The 23,240-nt window shown below is 59.8% G+C and carries 23 protein-coding genes; 15 read left to right on the top strand and 8 right to left on the bottom strand.

Translation table 11 applies throughout. The features are described from left to right. The first annotated feature begins 123 nt into the window (after window positions 1-123). Complete coding sequence (locus tag ACI5GA_RS27280; RefSeq protein ID WP_421425081.1) at window positions 124-1,407, top strand: NAD(P)/FAD-dependent oxidoreductase; 1,284 nt, start codon at window positions 124-126, stop codon at window positions 1,405-1,407. Between the two features lie 210 nt (window positions 1,408-1,617). On the opposite strand, the gene ACI5GA_RS27275 is transcribed toward ACI5GA_RS27280, so the two are convergent. Further along, entirely contained in the window at window positions 1,618-2,313 is a 696-nt protein-coding gene (locus tag ACI5GA_RS27275) for a peptidase C39 family protein (RefSeq protein WP_421425080.1), read from the bottom strand. A gap of 217 nt (window positions 2,314-2,530) precedes the next feature. Between ACI5GA_RS27275 and ACI5GA_RS27270 the strand changes: the two genes are divergently transcribed. After that, on the top strand, window positions 2,531-2,707 hold the full coding sequence (locus ACI5GA_RS27270) for a hypothetical protein (protein WP_404634743.1): 177 nt from the start codon (window positions 2,531-2,533) through the stop codon (window positions 2,705-2,707). 73 nt (window positions 2,708-2,780) lie between these two features. Here ACI5GA_RS27270 and ACI5GA_RS27265 read toward each other — a convergent pair whose 3' ends face one another. Next, window positions 2,781-3,545 carry a TerC family protein gene (locus ACI5GA_RS27265; protein WP_421425078.1) on the bottom strand — a complete coding sequence of 255 codons (765 nt, stop codon included), beginning with the start codon at window positions 3,543-3,545 and terminating at the stop codon, window positions 2,781-2,783. Window positions 3,546-3,672: 127 nt separating this feature from the next. On the opposite strand from ACI5GA_RS27265, the gene nhaR reads away from it, so the two are divergent. Then, a complete protein-coding gene (nhaR, locus tag ACI5GA_RS27260) occupies window positions 3,673-4,569 on the top strand; it encodes a transcriptional activator NhaR (RefSeq protein WP_404634739.1) in 897 nt (298 codons plus the stop codon). On the opposite strand, the gene ACI5GA_RS27255 is transcribed toward nhaR, so the two are convergent. Next, on the bottom strand, window positions 4,566-5,723 hold the full coding sequence (locus ACI5GA_RS27255) for an MFS transporter (protein ID WP_421425076.1): 1,158 nt from the start codon (window positions 5,721-5,723) through the stop codon (window positions 4,566-4,568). The genes nhaR and ACI5GA_RS27255 overlap by 4 nt on opposite strands. 202 nt (window positions 5,724-5,925) lie before the next feature. Next, window positions 5,926-6,435 (bottom strand): DUF1993 domain-containing protein, encoded by a 510-nt coding sequence (locus ACI5GA_RS27250; RefSeq protein WP_421425074.1) that lies wholly within the window; start codon window positions 6,433-6,435, stop codon window positions 5,926-5,928. Window positions 6,436-6,552: 117 nt separating this feature from the next. Here ACI5GA_RS27250 and ACI5GA_RS27245 point away from each other — a divergent pair, with 117 nt between their 5' ends. Next, the gene (locus tag ACI5GA_RS27245) at window positions 6,553-7,233 is read left to right on the top strand and encodes a YceH family protein (protein WP_404634733.1); all 681 of its coding nucleotides are present in this window, start codon (window positions 6,553-6,555) and stop codon (window positions 7,231-7,233) included. Between the two features lie 58 nt (window positions 7,234-7,291). Here the strand turns inward: ACI5GA_RS27245 and ACI5GA_RS27240 are convergent, their stop codons facing one another. Then, a complete protein-coding gene (locus ACI5GA_RS27240; protein WP_421425073.1) occupies window positions 7,292-8,104 on the bottom strand; it encodes a shikimate 5-dehydrogenase in 813 nt (270 codons plus the stop codon). 225 nt (window positions 8,105-8,329) lie between these two features. Between ACI5GA_RS27240 and ACI5GA_RS27235 the strand changes: the two genes are divergently transcribed. After that, window positions 8,330-8,677, top strand: a complete 348-nt coding sequence (locus tag ACI5GA_RS27235) for a hypothetical protein (protein WP_404634729.1) — start codon at window positions 8,330-8,332, stop codon at window positions 8,675-8,677. Window positions 8,678-8,932: 255 nt separating this feature from the next. Beyond that, window positions 8,933-9,115, top strand: a complete 183-nt coding sequence (locus ACI5GA_RS27230) for a hypothetical protein (protein WP_404634727.1) — start codon at window positions 8,933-8,935, stop codon at window positions 9,113-9,115. Between the two features lie 98 nt (window positions 9,116-9,213). Here ACI5GA_RS27230 and ACI5GA_RS27225 read toward each other — a convergent pair whose 3' ends face one another. Further along, the gene (locus ACI5GA_RS27225; protein ID WP_404634725.1) at window positions 9,214-9,774 is read right to left on the bottom strand and encodes a hypothetical protein; all 561 of its coding nucleotides are present in this window, start codon (window positions 9,772-9,774) and stop codon (window positions 9,214-9,216) included. Between the two features lie 277 nt (window positions 9,775-10,051). On the opposite strand from ACI5GA_RS27225, the gene pbpG reads away from it, so the two are divergent. Both pbpG and ACI5GA_RS27215 read left to right on the top strand, forming a co-directional pair. Continuing rightward, window positions 10,052-10,993 (top strand): D-alanyl-D-alanine endopeptidase, encoded by a 942-nt coding sequence (gene pbpG, locus ACI5GA_RS27220; RefSeq protein WP_404634723.1) that lies wholly within the window; start codon window positions 10,052-10,054, stop codon window positions 10,991-10,993. A 156-nt stretch (window positions 10,994-11,149) separates the two neighbouring features. After that, window positions 11,150-11,608, top strand: a complete 459-nt coding sequence (locus ACI5GA_RS27215) for a DUF2214 family protein (RefSeq protein WP_404634721.1) — start codon at window positions 11,150-11,152, stop codon at window positions 11,606-11,608. A 134-nt stretch (window positions 11,609-11,742) separates the two neighbouring features. Here the strand turns inward: ACI5GA_RS27215 and ACI5GA_RS27210 are convergent, their stop codons facing one another. Further along, on the bottom strand, window positions 11,743-13,062 hold the full coding sequence (locus tag ACI5GA_RS27210) for an Nramp family divalent metal transporter (RefSeq protein WP_404634719.1): 1,320 nt from the start codon (window positions 13,060-13,062) through the stop codon (window positions 11,743-11,745). Window positions 13,063-13,177: 115 nt separating this feature from the next. Between ACI5GA_RS27210 and ACI5GA_RS27205 the strand changes: the two genes are divergently transcribed. From ACI5GA_RS27205 to ACI5GA_RS27175, 7 genes are all read left to right on the top strand, one after another. Continuing rightward, window positions 13,178-14,605: an MFS transporter gene (locus tag ACI5GA_RS27205; protein ID WP_421425070.1), complete on the top strand. Its 1,428-nt coding sequence runs from the start codon at window positions 13,178-13,180 to the stop codon at window positions 14,603-14,605. A gap of 322 nt (window positions 14,606-14,927) precedes the next feature. Continuing rightward, on the top strand, window positions 14,928-17,351 hold the full coding sequence (locus tag ACI5GA_RS27200) for a glucose/quinate/shikimate family membrane-bound PQQ-dependent dehydrogenase (protein ID WP_421425069.1): 2,424 nt from the start codon (window positions 14,928-14,930) through the stop codon (window positions 17,349-17,351). Between the two features lie 168 nt (window positions 17,352-17,519). After that, the gene (locus ACI5GA_RS27195) at window positions 17,520-18,485 is read left to right on the top strand and encodes a D-2-hydroxyacid dehydrogenase family protein (protein ID WP_421425068.1); all 966 of its coding nucleotides are present in this window, start codon (window positions 17,520-17,522) and stop codon (window positions 18,483-18,485) included. Then, a complete protein-coding gene (gene pncA, locus ACI5GA_RS27190) occupies window positions 18,485-19,135 on the top strand; it encodes a bifunctional nicotinamidase/pyrazinamidase (protein WP_421425067.1) in 651 nt (216 codons plus the stop codon). The genes ACI5GA_RS27195 and pncA overlap by 1 nt, the downstream gene beginning before the upstream one ends. Window positions 19,136-19,321: 186 nt before the next feature. After that, entirely contained in the window at window positions 19,322-20,263 is a 942-nt protein-coding gene (locus tag ACI5GA_RS27185) for a formate/nitrite transporter family protein (RefSeq protein ID WP_404634709.1), read from the top strand. A gap of 180 nt (window positions 20,264-20,443) precedes the next feature. Beyond that, window positions 20,444-21,127, top strand: a complete 684-nt coding sequence (locus tag ACI5GA_RS27180; RefSeq protein WP_404634707.1) for a response regulator transcription factor — start codon at window positions 20,444-20,446, stop codon at window positions 21,125-21,127. Further along, window positions 21,105-22,496: a sensor histidine kinase gene (locus tag ACI5GA_RS27175; protein WP_404634705.1), complete on the top strand. Its 1,392-nt coding sequence runs from the start codon at window positions 21,105-21,107 to the stop codon at window positions 22,494-22,496. Before ACI5GA_RS27180 ends, ACI5GA_RS27175 begins: the two co-directional genes overlap by 23 nt. Before the next feature lie 162 nt (window positions 22,497-22,658). On the opposite strand, the gene ACI5GA_RS27170 is transcribed toward ACI5GA_RS27175, so the two are convergent. Further along, a complete protein-coding gene (locus ACI5GA_RS27170) occupies window positions 22,659-23,069 on the bottom strand; it encodes a hypothetical protein (RefSeq protein WP_404634703.1) in 411 nt (136 codons plus the stop codon). Window positions 23,070-23,240 lie beyond the last annotated feature (171 nt).

The raw sequence follows: 23,240 nt of genomic DNA, 5'->3' as shown, positions 1-23,240 counted from the left end.
AATCTCGCCCAACCAACCGATAAATATCTAAGACACCCACTCTCTACGATTCCGCTGGTGGCCGCGTTTTATCTCGGGTAGCATCGGCGCACTCGTCAAGAATATTAAACAAGGGCCTTCAGGATGACGAACACCGCATACCCGCAGTCTTATTACGCCGCATCAGCCAATCCCGCTCCTGCTCGCCCTGCCTTGCAAGGTGAGGTCGAAACGGATGTGTGCATTATCGGCGCCGGTTACACCGGACTGTCGAGCGCGTTGTTCCTGCTGGAGAACGGCTTCAAGGTCACGGTGCTGGAAGCGGCAAAAGTCGGTTTCGGTGCATCGGGTCGCAACGGCGGACAGATCGTTAATAGCTACAGCCGCGACATTGATGTCATCGAGCGCACCGTCGGCCCGAAACACGCGCAGTTGATGGGGCAAATGGCCTTTGAAGGCGGGCGCATTATCCGCGAACGCGTGGCCAAATATCAGATTCAATGCGACCTGAAGGAGGGCGGCGTATTTGCCGCGCTGACCAGCAAGCAGATGGGCCACCTGGAGTCGCAGAAGAAGCTTTGGGAGCGTTACGGTCATACGCAATCGGAACTGCTGGACCAACGGCGCATTCGTGAAGTGGTGGCGTGCGATCAATACATCGGTGGTGTGCTCGACATGAGCGGCGGCCATATTCACCCACTCAACCTTGCACTGGGCGAAGCCGCTGCGGTGGAATCGCTGGGCGGTACGATCTACGAGCAATCAGCGGCGATCAAGATCGATCGCGGCGCCAACCCGGTGGTGCATACCGCGCAAGGCAAGGTGCGGGCGAAATTCATCATCGTCGCGGGTAACGCGTATCTGGGCAATCTGGTGCCGGAACTGGCCGCCAAGTCGATGCCCTGCGGAACTCAAGTGATTACTACTGAGCCGCTGAGCGACGAACTGGCTCGCACGCTGCTGCCACAGGATTATTGCGTCGAGGATTGCAATTACCTGCTGGACTATTACCGCCTTTCGGGTGACAAGCGTCTGATCTTCGGCGGTGGCGTGGTCTACGGCGCGCGCGATCCGGCGAACATCGAGTCGATCATCCGTCCGAAAATGCTCAAGGCGTTTCCGCAGTTGAAAGACGTGAAAATCGACTACGCCTGGACCGGCAATTTCCTGCTGACCCTGTCGCGCCTGCCGCAAGTAGGCCGTTTGGGCGACAACATCTATTACTCGCAGGGTTGCAGCGGCCATGGCGTGACCTACACCCATCTGGCGGGCAAAGTGTTGGCCGAAGCCTTGCGCGGCCAGGCTGAACGGTTCGATGCGTTTGCCGGGTTGCCGCACTACCCGTTCCCCGGCGGCCAATTGCTGCGCACGCCGCTGACAGCATTGGGTGCGTGGTATTACAGCCTGCGGGACAAGTTGGGGTTTTGATTCTGCTGGTCAGCTACATTCAGCACACCCGCTGACTCCCGCAAATTCGGTATCGAAAACGAGATATGGATTCGGTGCTACCTCTGTGGGAGCCGGCTTGCTGGCGAAAGCGGTTTACCTGTGACATATGATTCGACTGACACTCCGCATTCGCCAGCAAGCCGGCTCCCACAAGGATTGAACCCGACGTGCAGCGTCGCACGAGCCGCCTCACCGTCCGTTATTGATCGCCTTCACCGCCTCGCCCGCTGCTTGCTCCTGACCGGCCTGGGCCAGATCATTCGCGGCCTTGAGCCAGCGCTCGCGATCCACAGGAGCAGGTAGTTGACGTGGACTCTGAACCAGCACCGCCCAATTACCCGCGCTGTTCCAGTCCGAGGTGAACTCATCGAAGCTGACCGTCAACCGACCCAACCCGCTGTAGATCAACACGGTACGCTTGTTCTGGTTGAAGCCGACCAACACGCCATAACGCTGCTCTTTCCACCATAGCGACCCGTCGTTGAAACGCACCAGCACGGGGTATCCGGCGGAGACCTGGGCCAGCAGGTCGGTGAATTGATGATCGACCGGGTAGACCACAAAGCCATATTCGCGGGCCAGATTCGGCATGCTCTGGTCGAGTTTGTCTTCGGCGCCCGGCAGTTTCAGCGGCTTTTCCAGTAACCCCGGCGTTGTTTGTACGCCGTGGACGGTCAGCATGCTGGCCAGCGCGTTCGGCGCGCTCTGAAAGTCCTTACCGCGAAAAAAAGGCACTGCGTTGATTTCGACCCGGTCCGGCAGGCTCTTGTACTGCGCCGGGTAACCGGGCTTGTAGGCGTGAGGATCCGCACACCCCGCCAACATGAGCGCCATCGCCAGCGCGTACCACTTCCGTTTGGTTCCAGAGAGGCCCAATCGAGACATTCTTCACTCACTTGTCTGGTGCCGGGCAACGCGCGACCCGGTCTGGACGCCGATCATAGAGCGGTCCTCACCTGCGGTATAGCCTCAATGCGCAGTTCGGTGCGCGCAATAGAACAAAACAGTCATGCTTTTATACCAACGGTCAATTTTCAGAAACATCCGACAGACTAGACTGTCGGTTACAAAGAGTACGAAGCGCGAAGAGCCGGAGGAACGTATGAGCCTCGGAATGACCATTGTGATGTTGATCGCTGCCTGGCTGGCCGTTGCCGGCGCCATGTTGTGGGGGGTGATGCGAATTTCCCGTCGTCACCATCCGCACTATCGGACCACCGAAACAGCGAAACCTGTCCGGCCCCACGGCCGTAAACAGCGTCATGCCGCTGCGCACTGACGCTTCTCACTGAGACAAAAAACGGTCGGTGATGGTGATCCCATTCCCGACCGTTTTCATGTGAAGCGTTGCGTCAGCCTTTTTGTGTACTCTCCTCGGCCGCCAAACGCTTTTGCTTCGAACGTCGGGCCATCATGTTCAACACCTCGATCAAGGCCGAGAACGCCATGGCGGTGTAGACGTAGCCTTTCGGTACGTGAGCGCCGAAGCCTTCGGCGATCAGGGTCATGCCGATCATGATCAGAAAGCCCAGCGCCAGCATGACCACCGTCGGGTTGTCATTGATGAATTTGGCCAAAGGCTCGGAAGCCACCAGCATCACGATCACCGCCGAGATCACCGCGATCACCATGATCGGCAAGTGTTCGGTCATGCCCACGGCGGTCACGATACTGTCGATCGAGAACACCAGGTCGAGCATCAGAATCTGACCGATTGCCGCCGCCATGCCCAGCGCGACAGTGTTGGAAACGGCCTTCTCCTCTTCACTCTTGGTGTCCATGCTGTGATGGATTTCCGTGGTGGCTTTCCACACCAGAAACAAGCCGCCGGCAATCAGGATCATGTCCTTCCAAGAGAACATCTGGCCGAAGACCTCAATGACCGGCTCGGTCAACTGGACGATCCAGGCCACCGTGGTCAACAGGCCCAGACGCAGGATCAACGCCATGCTGATACCGATGCGACGCGCCTTGGTGCGCTGATGCACGGGCAATTTGTTGGTCAGGATCGAGATAAAGATCAGGTTATCGATACCCAGGACGATTTCCATGACGACCAACGTCGCAAGAGCAATCCATGCCGTAGGGCTTACCGCCAGTTCTAAAAGGTATTCCATGGGTCGGTGATCCAGCGTCGTATTGGGGAGATAAGGCGGCATTCTAGAGACGGAAACACTTCAGTAAAATTCGTATTTTTCAGGCGTATACTTCGTTTTTACCGAAGTGTTTAAGCACGAGACCATCATGCTCAACTACCGACAACTGCACTATTTCTGGGTCGTGGCAAAGACCGGCAGCATCGTGCGCGCCTGTGAGCAACTGAACCTGACGCCACAAACCATCAGTGGTCAGCTTAGCCTGTTGGAGCAAACCTATGGCGTGGAGCTGTTCAAACGGGTCGGACGCCAACTGGAACTGACCGAAATGGGGCGCATTGCCTTGCCCTACGCCGAGCAGATGTTTCAACTGGGTGGCGAACTGGAAGCCCTGTTGCGTGCGCAGCCGGACGAACAACAGGTTCTGTTTCGCGTCGGTGTGGCGGACGTGGTACCCAAGTCGATTGTCTACCGACTGATCGCGCCGACCATGGAACTGAGCGAACCGATCCGCATTACCTGCCGTGAAGACCCACTGGAGCGTTTATTGGCGGATCTGGCGATCCAGCGGCTGGACCTGGTGATTTCCGACAGTCCCATGCCCTCCCATCTGGACATCAAGGGCTACAGCCAGAAACTGGGCGAATGCGGGATCAGCTTTTTTGCCACAGCCGCGCTGGCGCAAACCTACGGGCAGGATTTTCCCCATGGCATGCAAGGCGCACCGCTGTTGATCCCCGGCCAGCAGACCGTGGTGCGCGCCCGCCTGATGCGCTGGTTCGCCGAACAGAACGTACAGCCGAAGATTGTCGGCGAGTTCGATGACAGTGCCTTGATGAAAGCCTTCGGCAAGTCCGGCAGCGGCATTTTCATTGCGCCGAGCGTGATTGCCGACGAAGTGATGGCGCAATACGACGTCGAGCTGATCGGCCAGACCGATGCAGTGACCGAGTCGTTCTACGCCATCTCCGTGGAGCGCAAGGTCAAGCACCCCGGTATCGTCGCCATCGCCGAGGGCGCACGACGCCAGTTGTTCACGGATTAGGCATTACAGGCTGGCTGACGGGGTCTGGCGGCCATCAACATCAACGCCAGCAGGATCGACAGCAAGATGATACCTGCGGCGGCAAAGCCCAGATTGCCCAGCCCCAAATGATCGATCACCCGCCCACCGATGATTGCGCCGATACCGATGCCCAGGTTGGCGCCAGCGATGTTCAGCGAAGCGGCAAACGCCGGAGCCTGAGGCGCGGCTTTCATCAAACGCACATGACTGACCAGAAACAAGGCGGCCTGCGTGACGCCCCACACCGTCAACGCCAACGCCAGCGCGGGCAGCGAATGCATGCTCGGCACCACCATCACCATGCCACCGATCATGAAGGTGCAGAACGTCAGACTCGCGATCAGCGGATGCCGGTCCACCAGACGACCGCCCAGCGAGTTGCCCAACAAACCGACGGCGCCGAAACCCATCAGGCACCATCCCACTACCGTACCGTTGAAACCGGCCAGACGCTCGAGCATGTCCGCCAGATAGGTGTAGGCCGTGAACATGCCACTAAACACAAGCACCGACAGCAGCACATGGCCTTGCATCAACCGGCTGCGCAGGATGCCGAACTGGCTGCTGAACGAGGCCTGATGCTTGTGCACGCTCTGCGGCAGATAAATGAACAGCAGCAACGCCTTGGCGAAGGCCACCACCGACAGAATGGCAAACGCGCTGCGCCAGCCGAACGCGTCGGAAATCAGCGTACCCACCGGAATGCCGAACACCGTGGCGCAGACGATGCCAAAGCCGATTTTGGCGATGGCGCGCCCGGCGTGGTCAGGGCCGACGATGTCCACTGCCGTTTCGCTGGCCAGCGCCCAGAACACCGGTAAGCCCAGCGCCGGGATCAGCCGGGCAATGGCCATCACACCGATGTTCGGCGCCAGCGCTGCGACGGCGTTGGCCACGCCGAACATGATCAACACCGAAATGAACAGGCGCTTGCGCTCGAAGCGGGAAAAATACGCCGTCAGAAATGGGCCGAAGCAGGCCACGGTGAAGGCGAACAACGTCACCAACAGGCCCGCCTGAGGGATGGTCACCGCCAGATCACGGGCAATGGCAGGCAACAGGCCGACGATGACGAACTCTGTGGTCAGGACCGTGAAACCGGCGGCTGACAACAGGTAGATGGGGAAAAACATGAAATCTCCAGAGAACGACGAAACGACCGGTCCTTGCGGAGCGGCCAATCGGGGTGCATTGAGCGAGGGACGGATGGTAACAGACAAAGGGCGTTCGACTGCCCTTGAAAGCGAAACCGCCGTCCGAGCCATTCGGACGGCGCTGTGAATCAGGCGTTCATTCTTATCCGACGATCAGCCCGTCGCGATCGGAACATGCCGATCAGAAACTGCCGATGTAGTCGCGCTTGCCGACTTCTACGCCGTTATGGCGCAGCAGGTCATAAGCGGTAGTGACGTGGAAGAAGAATTGCGGCAGGGAATAATGCAGCAGATAGGCTTGGGTGTTCAGGCGCTTCTCTTTATCCGTGCCCGGACGCAGCACGATCTCACGGTCTTCGTGGCCGTTGACCTGCTCAGGCTGGATGGTGTCAAGGAAGGCCAGAACCTTGCTCAACAGCGTTTGCAGCTCGGCAAAGGTGGTTTCGGTGTCTTCGTATTTCGGCGCCTCGATACCCGACAGACGCGCCCCCGCGCCTTTGGCGAAGTCGACAGCGATCTGTACCTGACGCACCAGCGGGAACATGTCCGGGTACAGGCGCGCCTGCAGCAATGCATCAGGCTGGATGTTTTTGGCGGTGGCGTGGGCTTCGCCCTTGGCCAGCACGGCGCTCAGCGCGGTAAGCATTTGTTTGAAGACAGGAATCGAAGCGGCGTACAGAGAAATGGTCATGGCAGTTCCTGATTGAGTGAGTCGCATTGATAGGCATGATGAGCATGCGAACGCGGCTTGTCTTTTACCTCATCCAGCCCCTACCCTCATAGCCTTTTCAACACGTAGGGATAGGTCATGTCCACCGAGCTGGATTCTGATAACAATGGCGAGAACAACGCCGACAACGAAGACACCCTGCAACTGAACAGCACTGAAGTCCGTATTCTGGGCTGCCTGATCGAGAAACAGGCCACCAACCCCGAAACCTATCCCCTGACCCTCAATGCGCTGGTACTGGCCTGCAACCAGAAAACCAGCCGCGAGCCGGTGATGAACCTCACACCTGGCCAGGTCGGTCAGAGCCTGCGGGCACTGGAAAGTCTGGAACTGGCGCGTCTGGTCATGGGCAGCCGTGCCGATCGCTGGGAACAACGGGTCGACAAGGCACTGGAGCTGGTTCCGGCGCAGTTGATTCTCACCGGACTGTTGCTGTTGCGCGGTCCGCAGACAGTCAACGAACTGCTGACCCGCAGCAGCCGCATGCACGATTTCGACGACGCTGATGCCGTGGTTCACCAGCTTGAACGGCTGATCGGGCGCGGCTTGGCGGTGCTGATTCCGAAACAGGCCGGCCAGCGTGAAGACCGTTACACTCACGCCATGGGCGATCCGGCCGACCTCGAAGCGATTCTGGCAGCGCGACAGAACCCGGTCGAGCGCTCCAGTGGTGGCAGTTCGGCGTTGGCTGAGCGGGTTGAGGAGCTGGAGGCCAGAATTGCGGCGCTGGAAGAGCGGTTGGCGAGATTGGAGGGGTAATGCCCCATCCCTGTAGCAGTCCGGCTTGCCAGACTGCTACAGGCCCAGTGTGAATCTCTTAACCTCGGGCAAACGCTGCCGCTGCCTGGTATTGCTCTTGGGTCGGCGTCACCCCGGTGTACAGAATGAACTGCTCAAGGGCCTGAATAGCGGCCACTTGGTCGCCTGTGATCACACGCTTGCCGTGTTTCTCGGCATGCACGACGAACGGTGTGCGCGCAGGCGTTGCGACGACGTCGAACGCGGTGTCGGCCGCTTCGATCGCCGATGCTTCGAACGCCAGCGTATCGGCCTGATCGCCCGCCATGCCCAACGGCGTCACGTTCACCAACAACGGCGGCTTCTCTGCGCCCAAGTCAGACTGCCACTCAAACCCACAGGTTTTCGCCAGCGCCCTGCCTGCCGCTTCATTACGGGCAATGATCAAGCCATCGGTAAACCCGGCATCACGCAGGGCGCAGGCCACGGCCTTGGCCATGCCGCCACTGCCACGCAAAGCAAACCGCGTGCGAGGCACAGCATGGGTTTGCATCAATTGAGCCACGGCGATGTAGTCAGTGTTGTAGGCCTTCAGATGGCCGTCGGTGTTGACGATGGTGTTGATCGACTCGATGGCCGCTGCTGAGGGGTCCATTTCATCAATCAAAGGAATGCAGGCCTCCTTGAACGGCATCGAAACGCCACAGCCACGAATGCCCAACGAGCGCATCCCGGCGATCGCCACTGCAAGATCACTCGGCGAAAAGGCTTTGTAATAGAAGTTCAGCCCCAATTGCTGATACAGATGATTATGAAAACGCACACCAAAGTTGCCAGGGCGTCCTGCCAGGGACATACAAAGCAGGGTTTCTTTGCTGGGTGTCACGAACATGAAATCTCCCGAACGGTATTAGGTAACGCCCCGAGAAAGGCGTAGAATTCAGGTGCTTGCGGCTGTAAGCGCAGCCATCTTCATCAAAATTATCGAATACCTTACACAAAATTTACGCAACGGCTTCGCAGATTTCCGAAATTCGTTGTCTGATCAGTTATCCCGTGGCAGTGCCTGAGCGTAACGCAGGCCCGCGACAACGGGACTGAACACCGAGGAACAGTCATGATTCGTCACATCCCCAAGGTTGCCTTGTTGTTAGGTGCCCTCGCCCTCGCAGGCCAGGCTGAAGCCCATGGCGGCGGTCCAGGCTGGGGTGGAGCGGCAGTAATTGGTGCAGTCGTCGGCGGCGTAGTGGGTGCGGCCGTGGCTTCCGGCCCGACTTATGTGGCACCGGCTCCGGTGTATGCGGCGCCCGCCCCGGTATACTACGCACCGCCACCACCACCGCCCGTGTACGTCCAACCGGCTTATGTGGTTGAGCGTCCAGTCGTGTACGGCCCCCGCTACTATGGCCCGCCACGCTACTACGGCCCACCACCAGGCTACTACCATGGTGGCGGTCGCTGGTAACAGCAGGCCTTGCCTGAATCCACTGAATAAAAAACCCCGCTCAACAGGCGGGGTTTTCGTTTGGGACTCACACTCGTCGCCTTGACGGGTTTCTTGAGGCCGAGACTGCTCAGAATATGAAGCCCTGAACACTTCCTGCCTTTTTTCCGTGCAAAACCCCAACCCCTGCACCATCAATGACGACTATCGAGAGCAGTGATTTCTGCCCGTTGTCATCGCGCCGTAAAGTAGCGCCATAGATTGATGGAGGCACTTATGACCAAGGTTCAAATCATGTCGGTAGTCGGCAGCGCAGTCCCCGCACAGCTTCGTGAGCGCGGCCTGCTGGCATGCTGGTATCTGATGCAGGACGGCGAACCGGTCAGCGGTCCTCTGTCGTCGCTGCCAGCGGCCCAGGCCCTGTCGCAGCAGCTGGAATCCCGCAAATTCAACAGCTGAGACCCTATTCGCTCTTCCCTGTAATCGTGCGTTGCTCCGCACTTCCCTTTGCCCGCATCCCCTGACGCGGGCTTTTTTTTGCCTGCCGTCAGCCCTTGCTAGATCCGTTCGGCCTGAGTGGCGTTAACCTGGCAACGATGGGCCAGTTTCTGCAGACGCTTTTCCAAAGCGCCCAGCACCACGCGATCAGAACGGCCGCTTTCCAGCTCTTCAATCAAGTCGTTGGCCACCAGACGCAGCTCATGCGCGATCACCACACGATCATCGTTCTGGTCCAGTTTGTGGGATTCGAACAGTCGGTGCAGATAGTCTTCCAGCGTGCGCTGCAAACGGTGCCGGTCGGCGGCGCGCAGGTGCACCAGATTGACCGTGATCTTGGCCAGCAATTCGTTGAGCTCACCGCACAGGTATTGCATGCGTCGCGCATAACCGGTTTCACGATCGCGCACCTGCTTTTGCTGAAACGCCAGGTCCTGACGTTTTTGAACGGCGGGTACGGCAATCGCCATCATCAGGCCGACGATCAGGCCAATCGCCTGAATCCAGCCGGCCCAGTCCGAGGGCCGAACGAACAAGCCCGCCACGAGCAAGAGCACCGCAACGACTGCCGCGACGAACACCACCGAAGCGTAGTCCTTGCTGATAAACCCTTTGGGCATTGCGCAACTCCTAGGTCAATTCAAATGAAGGGTATCGATGGCGTGGAATGCTAATCGGTGGCGGGTCGGAGTGCTATGAATATCGACACCACCCATTTAAATACAGGCTTTTTGGATCTTTAACCTGAACGAATGCCATACAAGCTGCTTTTATTACGGAAACGTCCTACAAACCCCATCGACACGCCTAGAAACATGCTCCTAAAATGCGCCGATCTTGTTGTCGTTCTTGAAGAAAGCCCGACATTCCCTGCGCTATTTAATCCATAAGTGAGCTTTGCTCTTGAACATTCGCACATCCCTCATCAGCCTGTTTTTTGCCTTCGCAGGCGCGGCACTTTCCACCGGTGCCCTTGCGAACGAAGCTGCCGCTTTCAATCGTGACCCGGCCAATCTTCATCTGGCCTCCGGCAGCGCCATGATTACTGACCTGCAAACCGGCCAGGTCCTCTACTCCAGCAACCCGGACGTCGTCGTGCCCATCGCCTCGGTGACCAAGTTGATGACCGCCATGGTCACCCTCGACGCCAAGCTGCCGATGGACGAGATGATCAAGGTCGACATCTCCCAGACCGCCGAAATGAAAGGCGTGTTTTCCCGAGTCAAGCTGGGCAGCGAGCTGAATCGTCACGACATGCTGCTGATCACCCTGATGTCCTCGGAAAACCGCGCGGCCGCCAGCCTGGCCCACAGTTATCCGGGCGGCTATCCGGCGTTCATCAAGGCCATGAACGCCAAAGCCAAGGCGCTGGGCATGAGCCATACCGTGTACATGGAGCCTACGGGCCTTTCGGTGTACAACGTTTCGACCGCCCGCGACCTGACCAAACTGGCGCTGGCGGCACGCAACTACCCGATGCTGCGCGAACTGAGCACCACCCCGGAAAAGACTGTGACCTTCCGCAAACCCACCTACACCCTGGGGTTCAGCAACACTGATCATCTGGTGCGTAAATCCAATTGGGACATCAAGCTGACCAAAACCGGCTTCACCAACCAGGCCGGCCATTGCCTGGTGCTGCTGACCAGCATGGCCAACCGTCAGGTGTCGGTGGTGATTCTGGATGCTTTCGGCAAGTACACCCACTTCGCCGACGCCAGCCGCATGCGCCTGTGGATGGAGACCGGCAAAAGCGGCCCTGCGCCGGAAGTCGCGTTGCAATACAAGAAGGAAAAAAATCTGGTGATGAAACAGAAAGGCCTGCAAGCCTCGGAATGACCCTCGCCTGACTGTCCCCCGGCTGGCCATCCATTCAGATGGCCAGCCCTCCGCTCCCTGACAACAGTTTCATCCTTGCCACACAGCAGAACCCCGACGACCCGCTAAGCTTGCAGTGTTGACGCTCGCTTCAGACACGCTCGGGGGAGTTGAACCATGGTCGTCAAGTGGATACTGGCTGCGCTGCATTTACTGGCTTTCGGCTTTGCGTTGGCGGCGATTTTGGCTCGGGGGCGAGCGTTGCGGCGGTTGCGCACGGACGACCCGCGCTCGTTCCGCGATGTGTTCGTGGTCGACAATATCTGGGGCGTTTCAGCAGGGATTCTGCTGATTACCGGCGCCTTTCGCGCGTTTGGCGGGTTTGAAAAAGGCTCGTTCTACTACCTGCATCAGCCCCTCTTTCACCTCAAGATGACCGCGTTCGTGGCGATTCTCGCCCTGGAAGTGGTGCCAATGTTCGCCCTGATCAAATGGCGCATCGCGTTCAAGAAGCAACAGACCTTCGACACCTCCCTCTCCCGCCGCTTTGCGCGGATCAGCCACATGGAGGCGGCGTTGATGGTGATTATCGTCGTCGCCGCCACGGGTATGGCGCGGGGGATATTGATTAGCTGAACGAAGCCATGAACCCAACGCAGTGAGTGTGGGAGCCGGCTTGCTGGCGAAGGCGGCGTGTCAGAAACATACAGGGTGGCTGACACACCGTTTTCGCCAGCAAGCCGGCTCCCACAACATCGAGAGCGTTTGCCTCACATCACCCAGAACACCATCAACGTCACGTTCGCTGCCGAGATCAAGCCAAACAGCCCCCAGGCCAGCACCTTGGTCACGGTGTTGTTGGCGAACGGCCCCATCAACTGTTTGTCACTGGTAAAGCGAATCAATGGCCACAGGGCGAACGGCAGTTGCAGGCTGAGCACCACCTGGCTGAGCACCAGCATCTTGCCCACCGCCCCGTCGCCGAACCAGATCACCCCGACCAACGCCGGGATCAATGCCAATGCTCGGGTAATCAGGCGGCGCTGCCAGCAGGGGATCTTGGCATTGAGAAACCCCTCCAGCACCACCTGACCGGCGATGGTCCCGGTGAACGTCGAACTCTGCCCCGCCGCCAATAGCGCGATGCCGAACAGCACACTGGCCAAGGCCCCGCCCACCAGCGGATCGAGCAAGTGATAAGCGTCCTGGATTTCCACCACATCCGCGTGGCCCGTGCCATGAAAAGCAGCCGCCGCAAGAATCAGAATCGCCGCGTTGATCACCAGCGCCATACTCAGGGAGGCAATGGTGTCGATCCGCGCGTAGCGAATCGCGCTGGCCTTGCTTTCTAGGGAAGTGCCATTGACCCGCGTCTGCACCACCGAGGAATGCAGGTACAGGTTATGGGGCATGACCGTCGCGCCGAGAATACCGATGGCGATGTACAGCGGCTCCTGCTGGCTGAGCACGTCCCACGACGGTTTGAGGCCCGCCGCCACGTCCGGCCAGAACGGTTTGATCAGCACCAGCTCAATGAAGAAACAGGTGGCAATGGTGGCGATCAACCCTAGCACGATGGCTTCCAGACGCCGAAAATTGGCGCCTTGCAAGGCGAGCACGATCACCGTATCGAAGGCGGTCAGGGCCACCCCGGTGGTGATCGAGACACCGAGCAATAAATGAAAAGCCAGTGCCGCCCCCAGCACTTCAGCAAGATCGGTGGCCAGAATCGACAATTCGGCAAGGATCCACTGCCCCATGCCCACCCGATGGCTGTAGCGCTCGGCGGACAGTTGCGCCAGATCGCGCCCGGTAGCGATGCCCAGCCGTGAACACAGGTTTTGCAGGACCATGCCCGACAGGCTCGCCAGCACCACCACGAACAGCAACGCATAACCAAAGCGCGACCCGGCCTCGATGGCGGTGGCCCAGTTGCCGGGGTCCATGTAGCCGATGGAAATCAACAAGCCGGGGCCTACGAACAACATCAGCTTGCGCAGGAACGAGGCATTGGCCGGAATCGCGACACTGTCGGTCACGGCAGAGGGGCAGAACGGCGCGGTGGCCGTGGTCGGGAGTCTGTATTTCACGGAAATCCGGCGGGTGGTTGCGAACAGCCATGAAGCTTAATCGCATGGAAATATTTTGTCTTGAATCTCTGCAAAAGCTCTACCATGCGTCGTTCCTCGCCAACGGAAAACAATAATGTCCTCGCTTTCCCCTACGACTGACGCCCCGCTCGACGGCGTCGACCCGCTCCGCGCCGCGCACATTTCCGCACGTATTGACCGCCTGCCCGCTGTTGCCACGATCTGGAAGCTGGTGGCGCTGTTGTCGATTGGCGGCTTTTTCGAGCTCTACGACCTGTTTCAGACCGCCTACATCAGCCCCGGGCTGATTCGCGATGGTCTGTTCGCCACGGGTGCGCAGGGCGTGTTCGGGTTCTCCGATCAGGCCGCATTCGCCTCTGCGACCTTTCTCGGTCTGTTTCTCGGCGCCAGCCTGCTCAGTCCGATTGCCGATCGCTTTGGACGCCGCGCGATTTTCACCTTCGCGCTGGTCTGGTACACCATCGCCACTGTCCTGATGGGCCTGCAAACCTCGGCGCTGGGCATCATCTGCATGCGCTTTCTGGTGGGGATCGGCCTGGGCATCGAACTGGTGACCATCGACGCCTACCTCTCGGAACTGGTGCCCAAGCGCATGCGCAGCTCGGCGTTCGCCTTCGCGTTCTTCGTGCAATTTCTCTCGGTGCCGTCGGTGGCGCTGATGTCCTGCTGGCTGGTGCCACAGGACCCATTCGGCGTTGCTGGTTGGCGTTGGGTGGTGATTGCCAGCGCGGTGTTCGCACTGTTCATCTGGTGGCTGCGCTCTCGCCTGCCTGAATCACCACGCTGGCTGGCACAGCACGGACGTTTCGCCGAGGCCGAGAAGATCATGGACGACCTGGAGGCGCGCTGTGTAAAGGACCATGGCAAACCGCTCGACGCGCCGCAAACCCATGATGTGGCCGTCGAAGGCAAAGGCCGCTTTGCCGACATCTGGCAGCCTCCCTATCGCCGCCGGGCGCTGATGCTGATTGTGTTCCATGTGTTCCAGGCCATCGGCTTTTTCGGCTTCGGCAACTGGCTGCCTGCGTTGCTGTCGGGCCAAGGGGTCAGCGTCACTCACAGCCTAGCCTACGCGTTCATCATCACCCTCGCCTATCCGCTGGGGCCGCTGTTGTTCGTGAAATTCGCCAACCGCTTCGAGAACAAATGGCAGATCGTCGGCTCGGCCCTTGGCGCGATGATCTTCGGCACCCTGTTCGCCCAACAGAGCACCGCTGCGGGTCTGATTGTCTGCGGAGTGATGATCACATTCTGCAACGCCTGGCTCAGCTTCAGTTATCACTCCTACCAGAGCGAGTTGTTCCCCACCAATATCCGCGCCCGAGCGGTGGGTTTCTGCTATTCGTTCAGTCGTTTGTCGACGGTGTTCAGCAGCCTGCTGATCGGCCTGTTCCTCGACCACTTCGGAACCCCGGGGGTATTGACGTTCATCGTCATCAGCATGTTGATCGTGATGATCACCATCGGCGGGTTCGGGCCGAAAACGCGAAATCTTGCGCTGGAAGACATCGCCCACCGCTGACGCCCTCACCTCGCCAAAGGCAAAACGATGTGACCGACGGACACATCGTTTTGCGCCACCGAAGCAGGCTGTGCTCCCGCGTGTTCTCGGCGCGCTCGCCTGAATTGTTACCAATCCCACAACAGTGTTTATCCTTTCTGTCGCAGGACAATTTGCCGCAGCGACGGGATTTTTTGGTATCGTTGCGCAATTAACTAACTGGTTAATTACGTATTCGACAGTGCCGCACTCTCTGGCTTGCGGGACCGTCGTTTGGCAAACCGTTCTTTCCCACCCACGCCACGCGTTCGCACAACGTTCGGCGTCAGCAGGATCACGCAACATGACAACGTCTCGACCTACGGCATCCGTCAGCCGCTGGCCCATTTGGGTCGTCGCGCTCGGCGTGCTGGTTTTCGGCCTGTTTTTCGCAGCGGGCGGCGGCTACCTCGTCACCCTCGGCGGCAGCTGGTACTTTCTGCTCGCAGGCCTGGGGCTGATCGCCTCGTCCGCCCTGCTCTTCAAACGACGCCTGATCGGCGCCTGGCTGTTCACCGCCGTCATGGTGCTGACCCTGATCTGGGCCATCGTCGACGCCGGTCTGGTGTTCTGGCCATTGGTGTCCCGCCTGTTTGCCCTCGGCGTATTGAGCCTGCTGGTGGCGCTGGTCTACCCGACACTGCGCAAGGCCAATGGCCTGGCAGCCGGTCGCGGTGGCTACGCCCTGAGTGCCGTGCTCGCAGTGGCCATGGCCGCTGGCTTCTGGGGCATGTTCCAGCCCCACGCGTCGGTCTCGCCAACCGGTAACGGCCCGGAGCTGACCAAGGTCGATCCGGCCAAGGCGCAAAAAGACTGGGCGCACTACGGCAACGACGAAGGCGGCGGCCGCTTTGCCGCGCTGGATCAGATCAATCGCAGCAACGTGTCGAAGCTGGTGCCGGTATGGACCTATCACACCGGTGACGTCGCGATCAGTGACGGCAACGGCGCCGAAGACCAGATGACCCCGCTGCAAATCGGCGACAAAGTGTTCATCTGCACCCCGCACAACAACGTCATCGCACTGGACGCCGACACCGGCAAACAGCTGTGGAAGCACGAGACCAACGCCAAGTCTGCCGTCTGGCAGCGCTGCCGTGGTCTGGCGTACTTCGACGCCACCGCCGCCGTCGCCCAGCCGACGGATGGCAGCACCCCGGCGGCTCCGGTCAGTGTGCCTGCGGGCGCCAACTGCCAGCGTCGCCTGCTGACCAACACCATCGACGCGCGCCTGATTGCCGTCGACGCCGACACCGGCGAGCTGTGTCAAGGCTTCGGCAAAAACGGTGAAGTCGACCTGAAAGCCGGTTTGGGTAACGTGCCGGATTCTTACTATCAACTGTCGTCGGCACCGCTGATGGCGGGGACCACCGTTGTGGTCGGCGGCCGTGTGGCGGATAACGTGCAAACCGACATGCCTGGCGGCGTGATTCGTGGTTTCGACGTGGTGACCGGTGAAATGCGCTGGGCCTTCGACCCAGGCAACCCCGAAGACAAGAAAGCCCCGGCCGATGGCAGCACCTACGTGCGCAGCACGCCGAACAGCTGGGCGCCGATGTCCTACGATCCGGCGATGAACACCGTATTCCTGCCGATGGGCAGTTCGTCCACCGACATCTACGGCGTTGAACGCACCAAGCTCGATCACACCTATGGCGCCTCGGTGCTGGCGCTGAACGCGACCACCGGCGTACAGAAGTGGGTCTATCAGACCGTGCACAACGACCTGTGGGACTTCGACCTGCCGATGCAGCCAAGCCTGATCGATTTCACCAAGAAGGACGGCAGCAGCGTTCCAGCCGTGGTGATCGGCACCAAGGCTGGCCAGATCTACGTGCTGGACCGCCACACTGGTCAACCGCTGACCGAGGTCAAGGAAGTGCCGGTCAAGGCTTCGAACATCCCGAACGAGCCGTACTCGCCGACCCAACCCAAATCGGTGGGCATGCCGGAAATCGGCGCGCAGACCCTGACCGAATCGGACATGTGGGGCGCCACGCCGTTCGACCAGTTGCTGTGCCGGATTTCGTTCAAGAAAATGCGCTATGACGGCCTGTACACCGCGCCTGGCACGGACGTTTCGCTGAGTTTCCCCGGTTCGCTGGGTGGCATGAACTGGGGCAGCCTGTCGACCGACCCGGTACACGGCTTCATCTTCGTCAACGACATGCGTCTGGGCCTGTGGAGCCAGATGGTGCCGCAGCAGAAAGATGCCAAGGCATCGAGCGGTGGCGAAGCGCTGAACACCGGTATGGGCGCAGTGCCGCTCAAAGGCACGCCGTATGCGGTCAACAAAAACCGCTTCCTGTCGGTCGCCGGTATTCCGTGCCAGGCCCCGCCGTTCGGCACCCTGACCGCCATCGACATGAAAACCCAGAAGATCGCCTGGCAAGTGCCGGTCGGCACCGTGCAGGACACCGGCCCTCTGGGCATCAAGATGCACATGCAGTTGCCGATCGGCATGCCAACTCTGGGTGGCACGCTTTCCACCCAGGGCGGCCTGATTTTCATCGCCGGTACTCAGGACTACTACCTGCGCGCCTTCAACAGCGCCAACGGTGAAGAAGCCTGGAAAGCCCGTCTGCCGGTCGGCAGCCAGGGCGGCCCGATGACCTTCGTCTCGCCGAAGACTGGCAAACAGTACATCGTCATCACCGCAGGCGGCGCTCGCCAGTCTGCAGACCGTGGCGACTACGTGATCGCTTACGCGCTGCCTGACAGCAAGTAAAACGGCCACACCCAAAAAGCCGCTGCCACCTCATGGGGTGACAGCGGCTTTTTTTTGCCTGCCGGGATCCCGGCGAGTGCGTCGCGTCTCAGGGTTCCACTCTGCCCCGGGCAAGCGTATGTTGGCGCCCACAAATCCAATGTGCTCCTTGAACGAGGCCTGACTGACATGACCCAGGGTTCCGTGCTGAAAATCGCCGTGCTCGATGACTGGCAATCCGTTGCCCAAAACGTGGTGGACTGGACCGCCCTCGACCCGATTGGCAGCGTCAGCTTTCTTCATGACTACCCGGCCGACACCGCGACCCTGGTCGCGCGTCTGAAAGACTTCAACGTGATCTGCGTGATGCGCGAACGCACGATCTTCGACGACGCCCTGCTCAGCCAGTTGCCCAACCTCAAGCTGCTGGTCACTGGCGGCATGCGCAATGCGGCGCTGGACCTCAAGGCGGCGGCGCGCCTGGGCATCACGGTCGTCGGCACCGACAGCTATAAATATGCAGCCCCCGAACTGACCTGGGCGCTGATCATGGGCGTCACCCGCAACATCGTCGATGAAGCCAACTCCCTGCGCGCGGGCAACTGGCAGATCGGCATCGGCAGCGACCTGTACGGCAAGACCCTGGGCATTGTCGGCCTGGGCAGCATTGGCCAGAAGATCGCACGCTACGCGCTGGCGTTCGACATGAAGGTCATCGCCTGGAGCGAAAACCTCACGGCTGAACGCGCCGCCGAGCATGGCGCCACCTACGTCAGCAAACAGGAACTGTTCGAGCAATCGGACATCATCTCGGTCAACCTGGTGCTCAGCGACCGCAGCCGAGGGTTGGTGGACGCTGACTCGTTGAACCGCATGAAGCCCACCGCGTACCTGGTCAACACCGCGCGCGGGCCGATTGTCGATGAAGACGCGTTGGTCGAGGTGCTCAAACAGAAGAAAATCGCCGGTGCCGCACTGGACGTCTACAGCGTCGAACCTCTGCCCGCCGAGCATCCGTTCCGTACGCTGCCCAACCTGCTGGCCACGCCGCACGTGGGCTACGTCACTGAAAACAACTACCGCATGTTCTTCAGTCAGATGATCGAGGACATCCAGGCCTGGTACGCGGGCACGCCGATTCGGGTGTTCGCCTGATGACCGCGCCTCTCACTCGGCAGCCCTCTGACCCGCGTTCAGTTCTGCTGGTCATCGACATGCAGTACGACTTCATGCCTGGCGGCGCGCTGGCGGTGGCAGAAGGGGATGCGTTGGTGCCGTTGATCAACCGGCTGGGCGCGCAGTTTCGCAATGTGGTCATTACGCAGGACTGGCACCCGGCCGGGCACATTTCGTTCGCCTCAAGCCATGCGGGGCGAGCGCCGTTCGACAGCATCACGCTGCCCTACGGCCCGCAAACCCTCTGGCCGGACCACTGCATTCAGGGCAGTCATGGCGCTGAACTGCATGCCGATCTCGACCTTCCCCATGCGCAGTTGGTGCTGCGCAAAGGCTGCAACGCCGGGATCGACAGCTACTCGGCGTTCGTCGAAGCCGACCGCACGACCCAGACCGGGTTGGCGGGCTACCTCAAAGAGCGTGGCATCGACAGTGTGTTTGTGGTCGGTCTGGCACTGGACTTCTGCGTGGCCTGGTCCGCGCTGGATGCGCGGGCGGCGGGGTTCAACACCTGGATCATCGCTGACGCCTGCAAAGCCATCGACCTGGGTGGATCGCTGGAGAAGGCGTGGCAGGATCTGGCGGCAGCCGGTGTCGTGCGCATCGATAGCGCCGATCTGACAGCCTGACCGCCGAGCCCTTGTAGGAGTGAGCTTGCTCGCGATAACGGTACATCAGCGCCGCAGGTGTTGACTGACACACCGCCATCGCGAGCAAGCTCACTCCTAAAGGGAATCGTGGTTAGACCTACCCATCGAACGACCGCCATCGCCGCGTGTCTCAAGCATCAGCACGACACTGCGCGAGATCCCGCCATGAGCATCGAACACGAAGACGGCAAGACCCCCGGCCTCACCCCCGAAGAAGAGCGCGACATCGACGAAAACCAGCCCCCTCGCGCTGCGGTGTTGCACGAGACCATTCGCATGCAGGGCGATCAGGAGCTGGAGCGCAACGTGGCGGCGCTGTTCTGGTCGGCGCTGGCCGCCGGGTTGACCATGGGCCTGTCGCTGATGGCCATGGGGTTGCTCAACTCCCGACTGCCCGATGGCGAAGCGTTCAAGGTGATTGCCAGCGTCGGCTACAGCGCGGGCTTTCTCGCCGTGATTCTGGCCCGCCAGCAACTGTTCACCGAAAACACCCTGACCGCTGTTTTGCCGGTGATGACCAAACCGACCCTGAACAACTTCGGTCGCCTGCTGCGGCTGTGGACCACGGTGCTGGTCGGTAACCTGTGCGGCACGCTCCTAGTGGCCTACGTGATGCTGGAGCTGCCGATTTTTGACACAAAAACCGACGCAGCTTTTCTGGAAATTGGCCGCAAGGTCATGGAAAACGACACCACCCAGATGTTCGCCAAGGGCATCGTCTCCGGCTGGATGATCGCGACCATGGTGTGGATGATCCCGTCCATGGAAAACGCGAAAATGTGGATCATCCTGATGATCACCTACCTGATGGCCTTGGGGGACTTCACCCACATCGTCGTCGGATCGGCCGAGGTCTCTTATCTGGTGTTCGCCGGGGAACTGACCTGGCGCGAGTTCTGGCAGGTGTTTGCCGGGCCGACGCTGGCGGGGAACATCATCGGCGGCAGCTTTATCTTCGCGCTGATCAGTCATGCGCAGATTCGCAGTGAGAGCGGGGTGCCGAAGAAATCAGGCGATACACGTACACCTGCTGTGGGAGCGAATTCATTCGCGAAAAATCGTATACCTGACAGAAATGCGTCTGAAATGCCTGCCAATCGCGAATGAATTCGCGCCCACAGGAGATTCGTGCATGAGTCGGTTCCAGCGGCGAAGCAAACCCCACGGGGGCCACAACCGTGTGCACGAATCAAAGCAGACGGGTGTACTTAAATTATTTTTAAGAAATTCCGGCTAAATTTAAAGGCAGAATAAAGTCTCCCGCCGCAACATGGTTCAGGTAATCCAATGACCCGAATTCTGACAATCGAAGACGATGCCGTCACCGCCAAGGAAATCGTCGCCGAGTTAAGCAGTCATGGCCTTTCCGTCGATTGGGTCGACAATGGCCGCGAAGGCCTGGTACGCGCCGTCAGTGGCGATTACGACCTGATCACCCTGGACCGCATGCTGCCGGAAGTCGACGGTCTGGCGATTGTCACCACCATGCGCGCGCTGGGCATTGCCACGCCGATCCTGATGATCAGCGCCCTGTCCGATGTCGACGAACGCGTTCGCGGCCTGCGCGCAGGTGGCGACGATTATCTGTCCAAACCCTTTGCGTCCGACGAAATGGCCGCGCGGGTCGAAGTCCTGCTCCGCCGCAGCAACCCTGTCACCCAGGCGGAAACCATGCTCAAGGTCAGTGACCTGGAACTGAACCTCATCACCCGCGAAGCCAGCCGTGCCGGTCAGCCACTCAATCTGCTGCCCACCGAATACAAATTGCTGGAATTCCTGATGCGCAACAGCGGGCAGATCATCACCCGCATGATGATTTTCGAGGAAGTCTGGGGCTATCACTTCGACCCCGGCACCAACCTCATCGACGTGCACATCGGCCGCTTGCGCAAGAAAATCGATCCCCCTACCCTGACGCCGCTGATACGTACCGTTCGAGGCTCAGGTTATGTCATTGCCGAACCCGTCTAAGGGCTGGCGCTCCTCCAGCAGCCGTCTGCTGGCGCTCTACAGTTTCTTGTTCGTTGCCTGGAGCAGCATTCTGTTGGGGGTGCTGTATTGGGAAGTCACCAGTTACCTCAACACCCTCGCCCGCCACTCGCTGATGCAGCGCCAACAGTTGTTTTCGCGCTTCGAAGGCGCGCAACTGGATGACGCCCTGCGCACCAGCGACAAGTTCGACATCCGTTCGGTCGATGCCTACGGCCTGTTCGACAAGGACCTCAAGCCCATCAGCGGGCCGGTGCGCGAGATCCCGGACGGCATGAAGCTGACCGGGGAAATTCAGGAACTGGACACCTGCATCGACACCGACGATCCCAGTCTGCCTCGCGCCAGTTGCGACGCGGTGGCCATTCATACCCTCGATAACCGCTGGCTGATCCTGGTGCGCGACAATGGCTCGCTGTTCGCAGTGACCACCCTGATCCTGCGCGCGCTGTTGTGGGGCATCTCGCTGACCATCATTCCCGGCGCCTTCGGCTGGCACTTGCTACGTCGTCGCCCGTTGCAGCGCATCGGTGCGATTCAGGCCAGCGCCGAAGCCATCGTGACCGGCGATCTGACCAAGCGCCTGCCGGTGTCGGACCGTCGGGACGAAATCGACATGCTGGCGGACATCGTCAACGCCATGCTCGACCGCATCGAACGGCTGATGAATGAGGTCAAAGGCGTCTGTGACAATATCGCCCATGACCTGCGCACACCCCTGACCCGCCTGCGCGCGCAGCTGTACCGCATTCAGCAGCAATCGCCGGAGGACTCGCCGCAAGGGGAGCAGATGGCACAGGTCATTGCCGACGCTGACACATTAATGGCGCGCTTTCGTGGGCTGTTGCGGATTTCCGAACTGGAAGACCATCAACGGCGCTCTGCTTTTGGCCAGCTTGATCCAAAGCCCTTGCTGCAAGAGCTTCACGACTTCTATTTGCCATTGGCCGAGGAAGGCGGTGTTTCGATGCAGTTGAAGGTCGCGGATGACCTTCCGCCACTGGTGGGCGACCGGGCGCTGCTGTTCGAAGCACTGTCGAACCTGTTGAGCAATTCGATCAAATTCACCCCGCCGGGCGGCCAGGTCCTGATGATCGCCCGCGCCGAGGGCGACACCACGTTCCTGGAAGTGCAGGACACCGGTCCCGGCATCCCAGACGCCGAGCGCGAAGCGGTGTTCAAACGGTTCTATCGCAGCGAAACCGGCAACCAGCAAAGCGGTTTCGGCCTGGGATTGTCGATCGTTGCGGCCATCGTCAACCTGCACGGGTTCAAGCTGCGCATCGGTAACAGCCCTTCTGGCGGCGCGAGCCTGGTGCTGGAGTGTCGGCAGGTGTTGGCGCTGGGGTGAGTCGCAGGCTGTCGATTCTGCCCAACGAACGCAGGAGCGTGGTTTGCCCGCGATCTGGTGTGAAGCGCCAGCAACGGCCACCGCAAGCGTTTGACACAAAAAAAAACCACGGTCTTTCAACCGTGGGCTTCAACAGAAGACGTTGATGAAGGGAGGTTCGGTTCAACCGGGCATGCAGGTGAAATCCTTGCTGTGGCCCAACTGATGGCCCTGAGAGTCCTCAAGTTTCACGCTGTACTCTTCGCCCAGGCTCGATTCCACCAATTTGTAATGCTCGCCCGCCTTGAACTGGTTGAACTTGATGCCCGCCTCACAGTTCATCTGCCCATCATCACCGCTGCCTTCGACGATCAGATCGACATCGAGTTTATGAGCGCCAGGTTTGACGTCGAAATAACGGCCGTCATTCAGGCGGTGACCGTCCACGTCTTCGGCCATCAACACCCCGGACGGCTCTTCTTGCAAGCCGATCCACGCTTCGGCGGGGTCGGCTTTGGGCATCGGGCCTGCGCAGGCCGACAACACGGCGACTACCCCCAACATGGGTACCAGCAATAACGATTTGGCGTTCATGACACGATCCTCAGCGAGTTGAAAAGATCCCCGTTATGCAGGGTGGTTTTCGATGGATTCAGCGTGCGCCCGCCCCAGGTGAACAACAAATGAATCCCCCATGAAAGCTCCTTGTGCACCTCACTAACGATTTGTTCATTTAGGTGAAAGCTGCCTGTTATGTCCCGGCCC

This window comes from Pseudomonas sp. Pseu.R1 (assembly GCF_045764065.1).
Lineage (GTDB): Bacteria > Pseudomonadota > Gammaproteobacteria > Pseudomonadales > Pseudomonadaceae > Aquipseudomonas.
The sequence above is the reverse complement of the archived record's forward strand: the minus strand, read 5'-3'. Positions and strand labels throughout refer to the sequence as shown.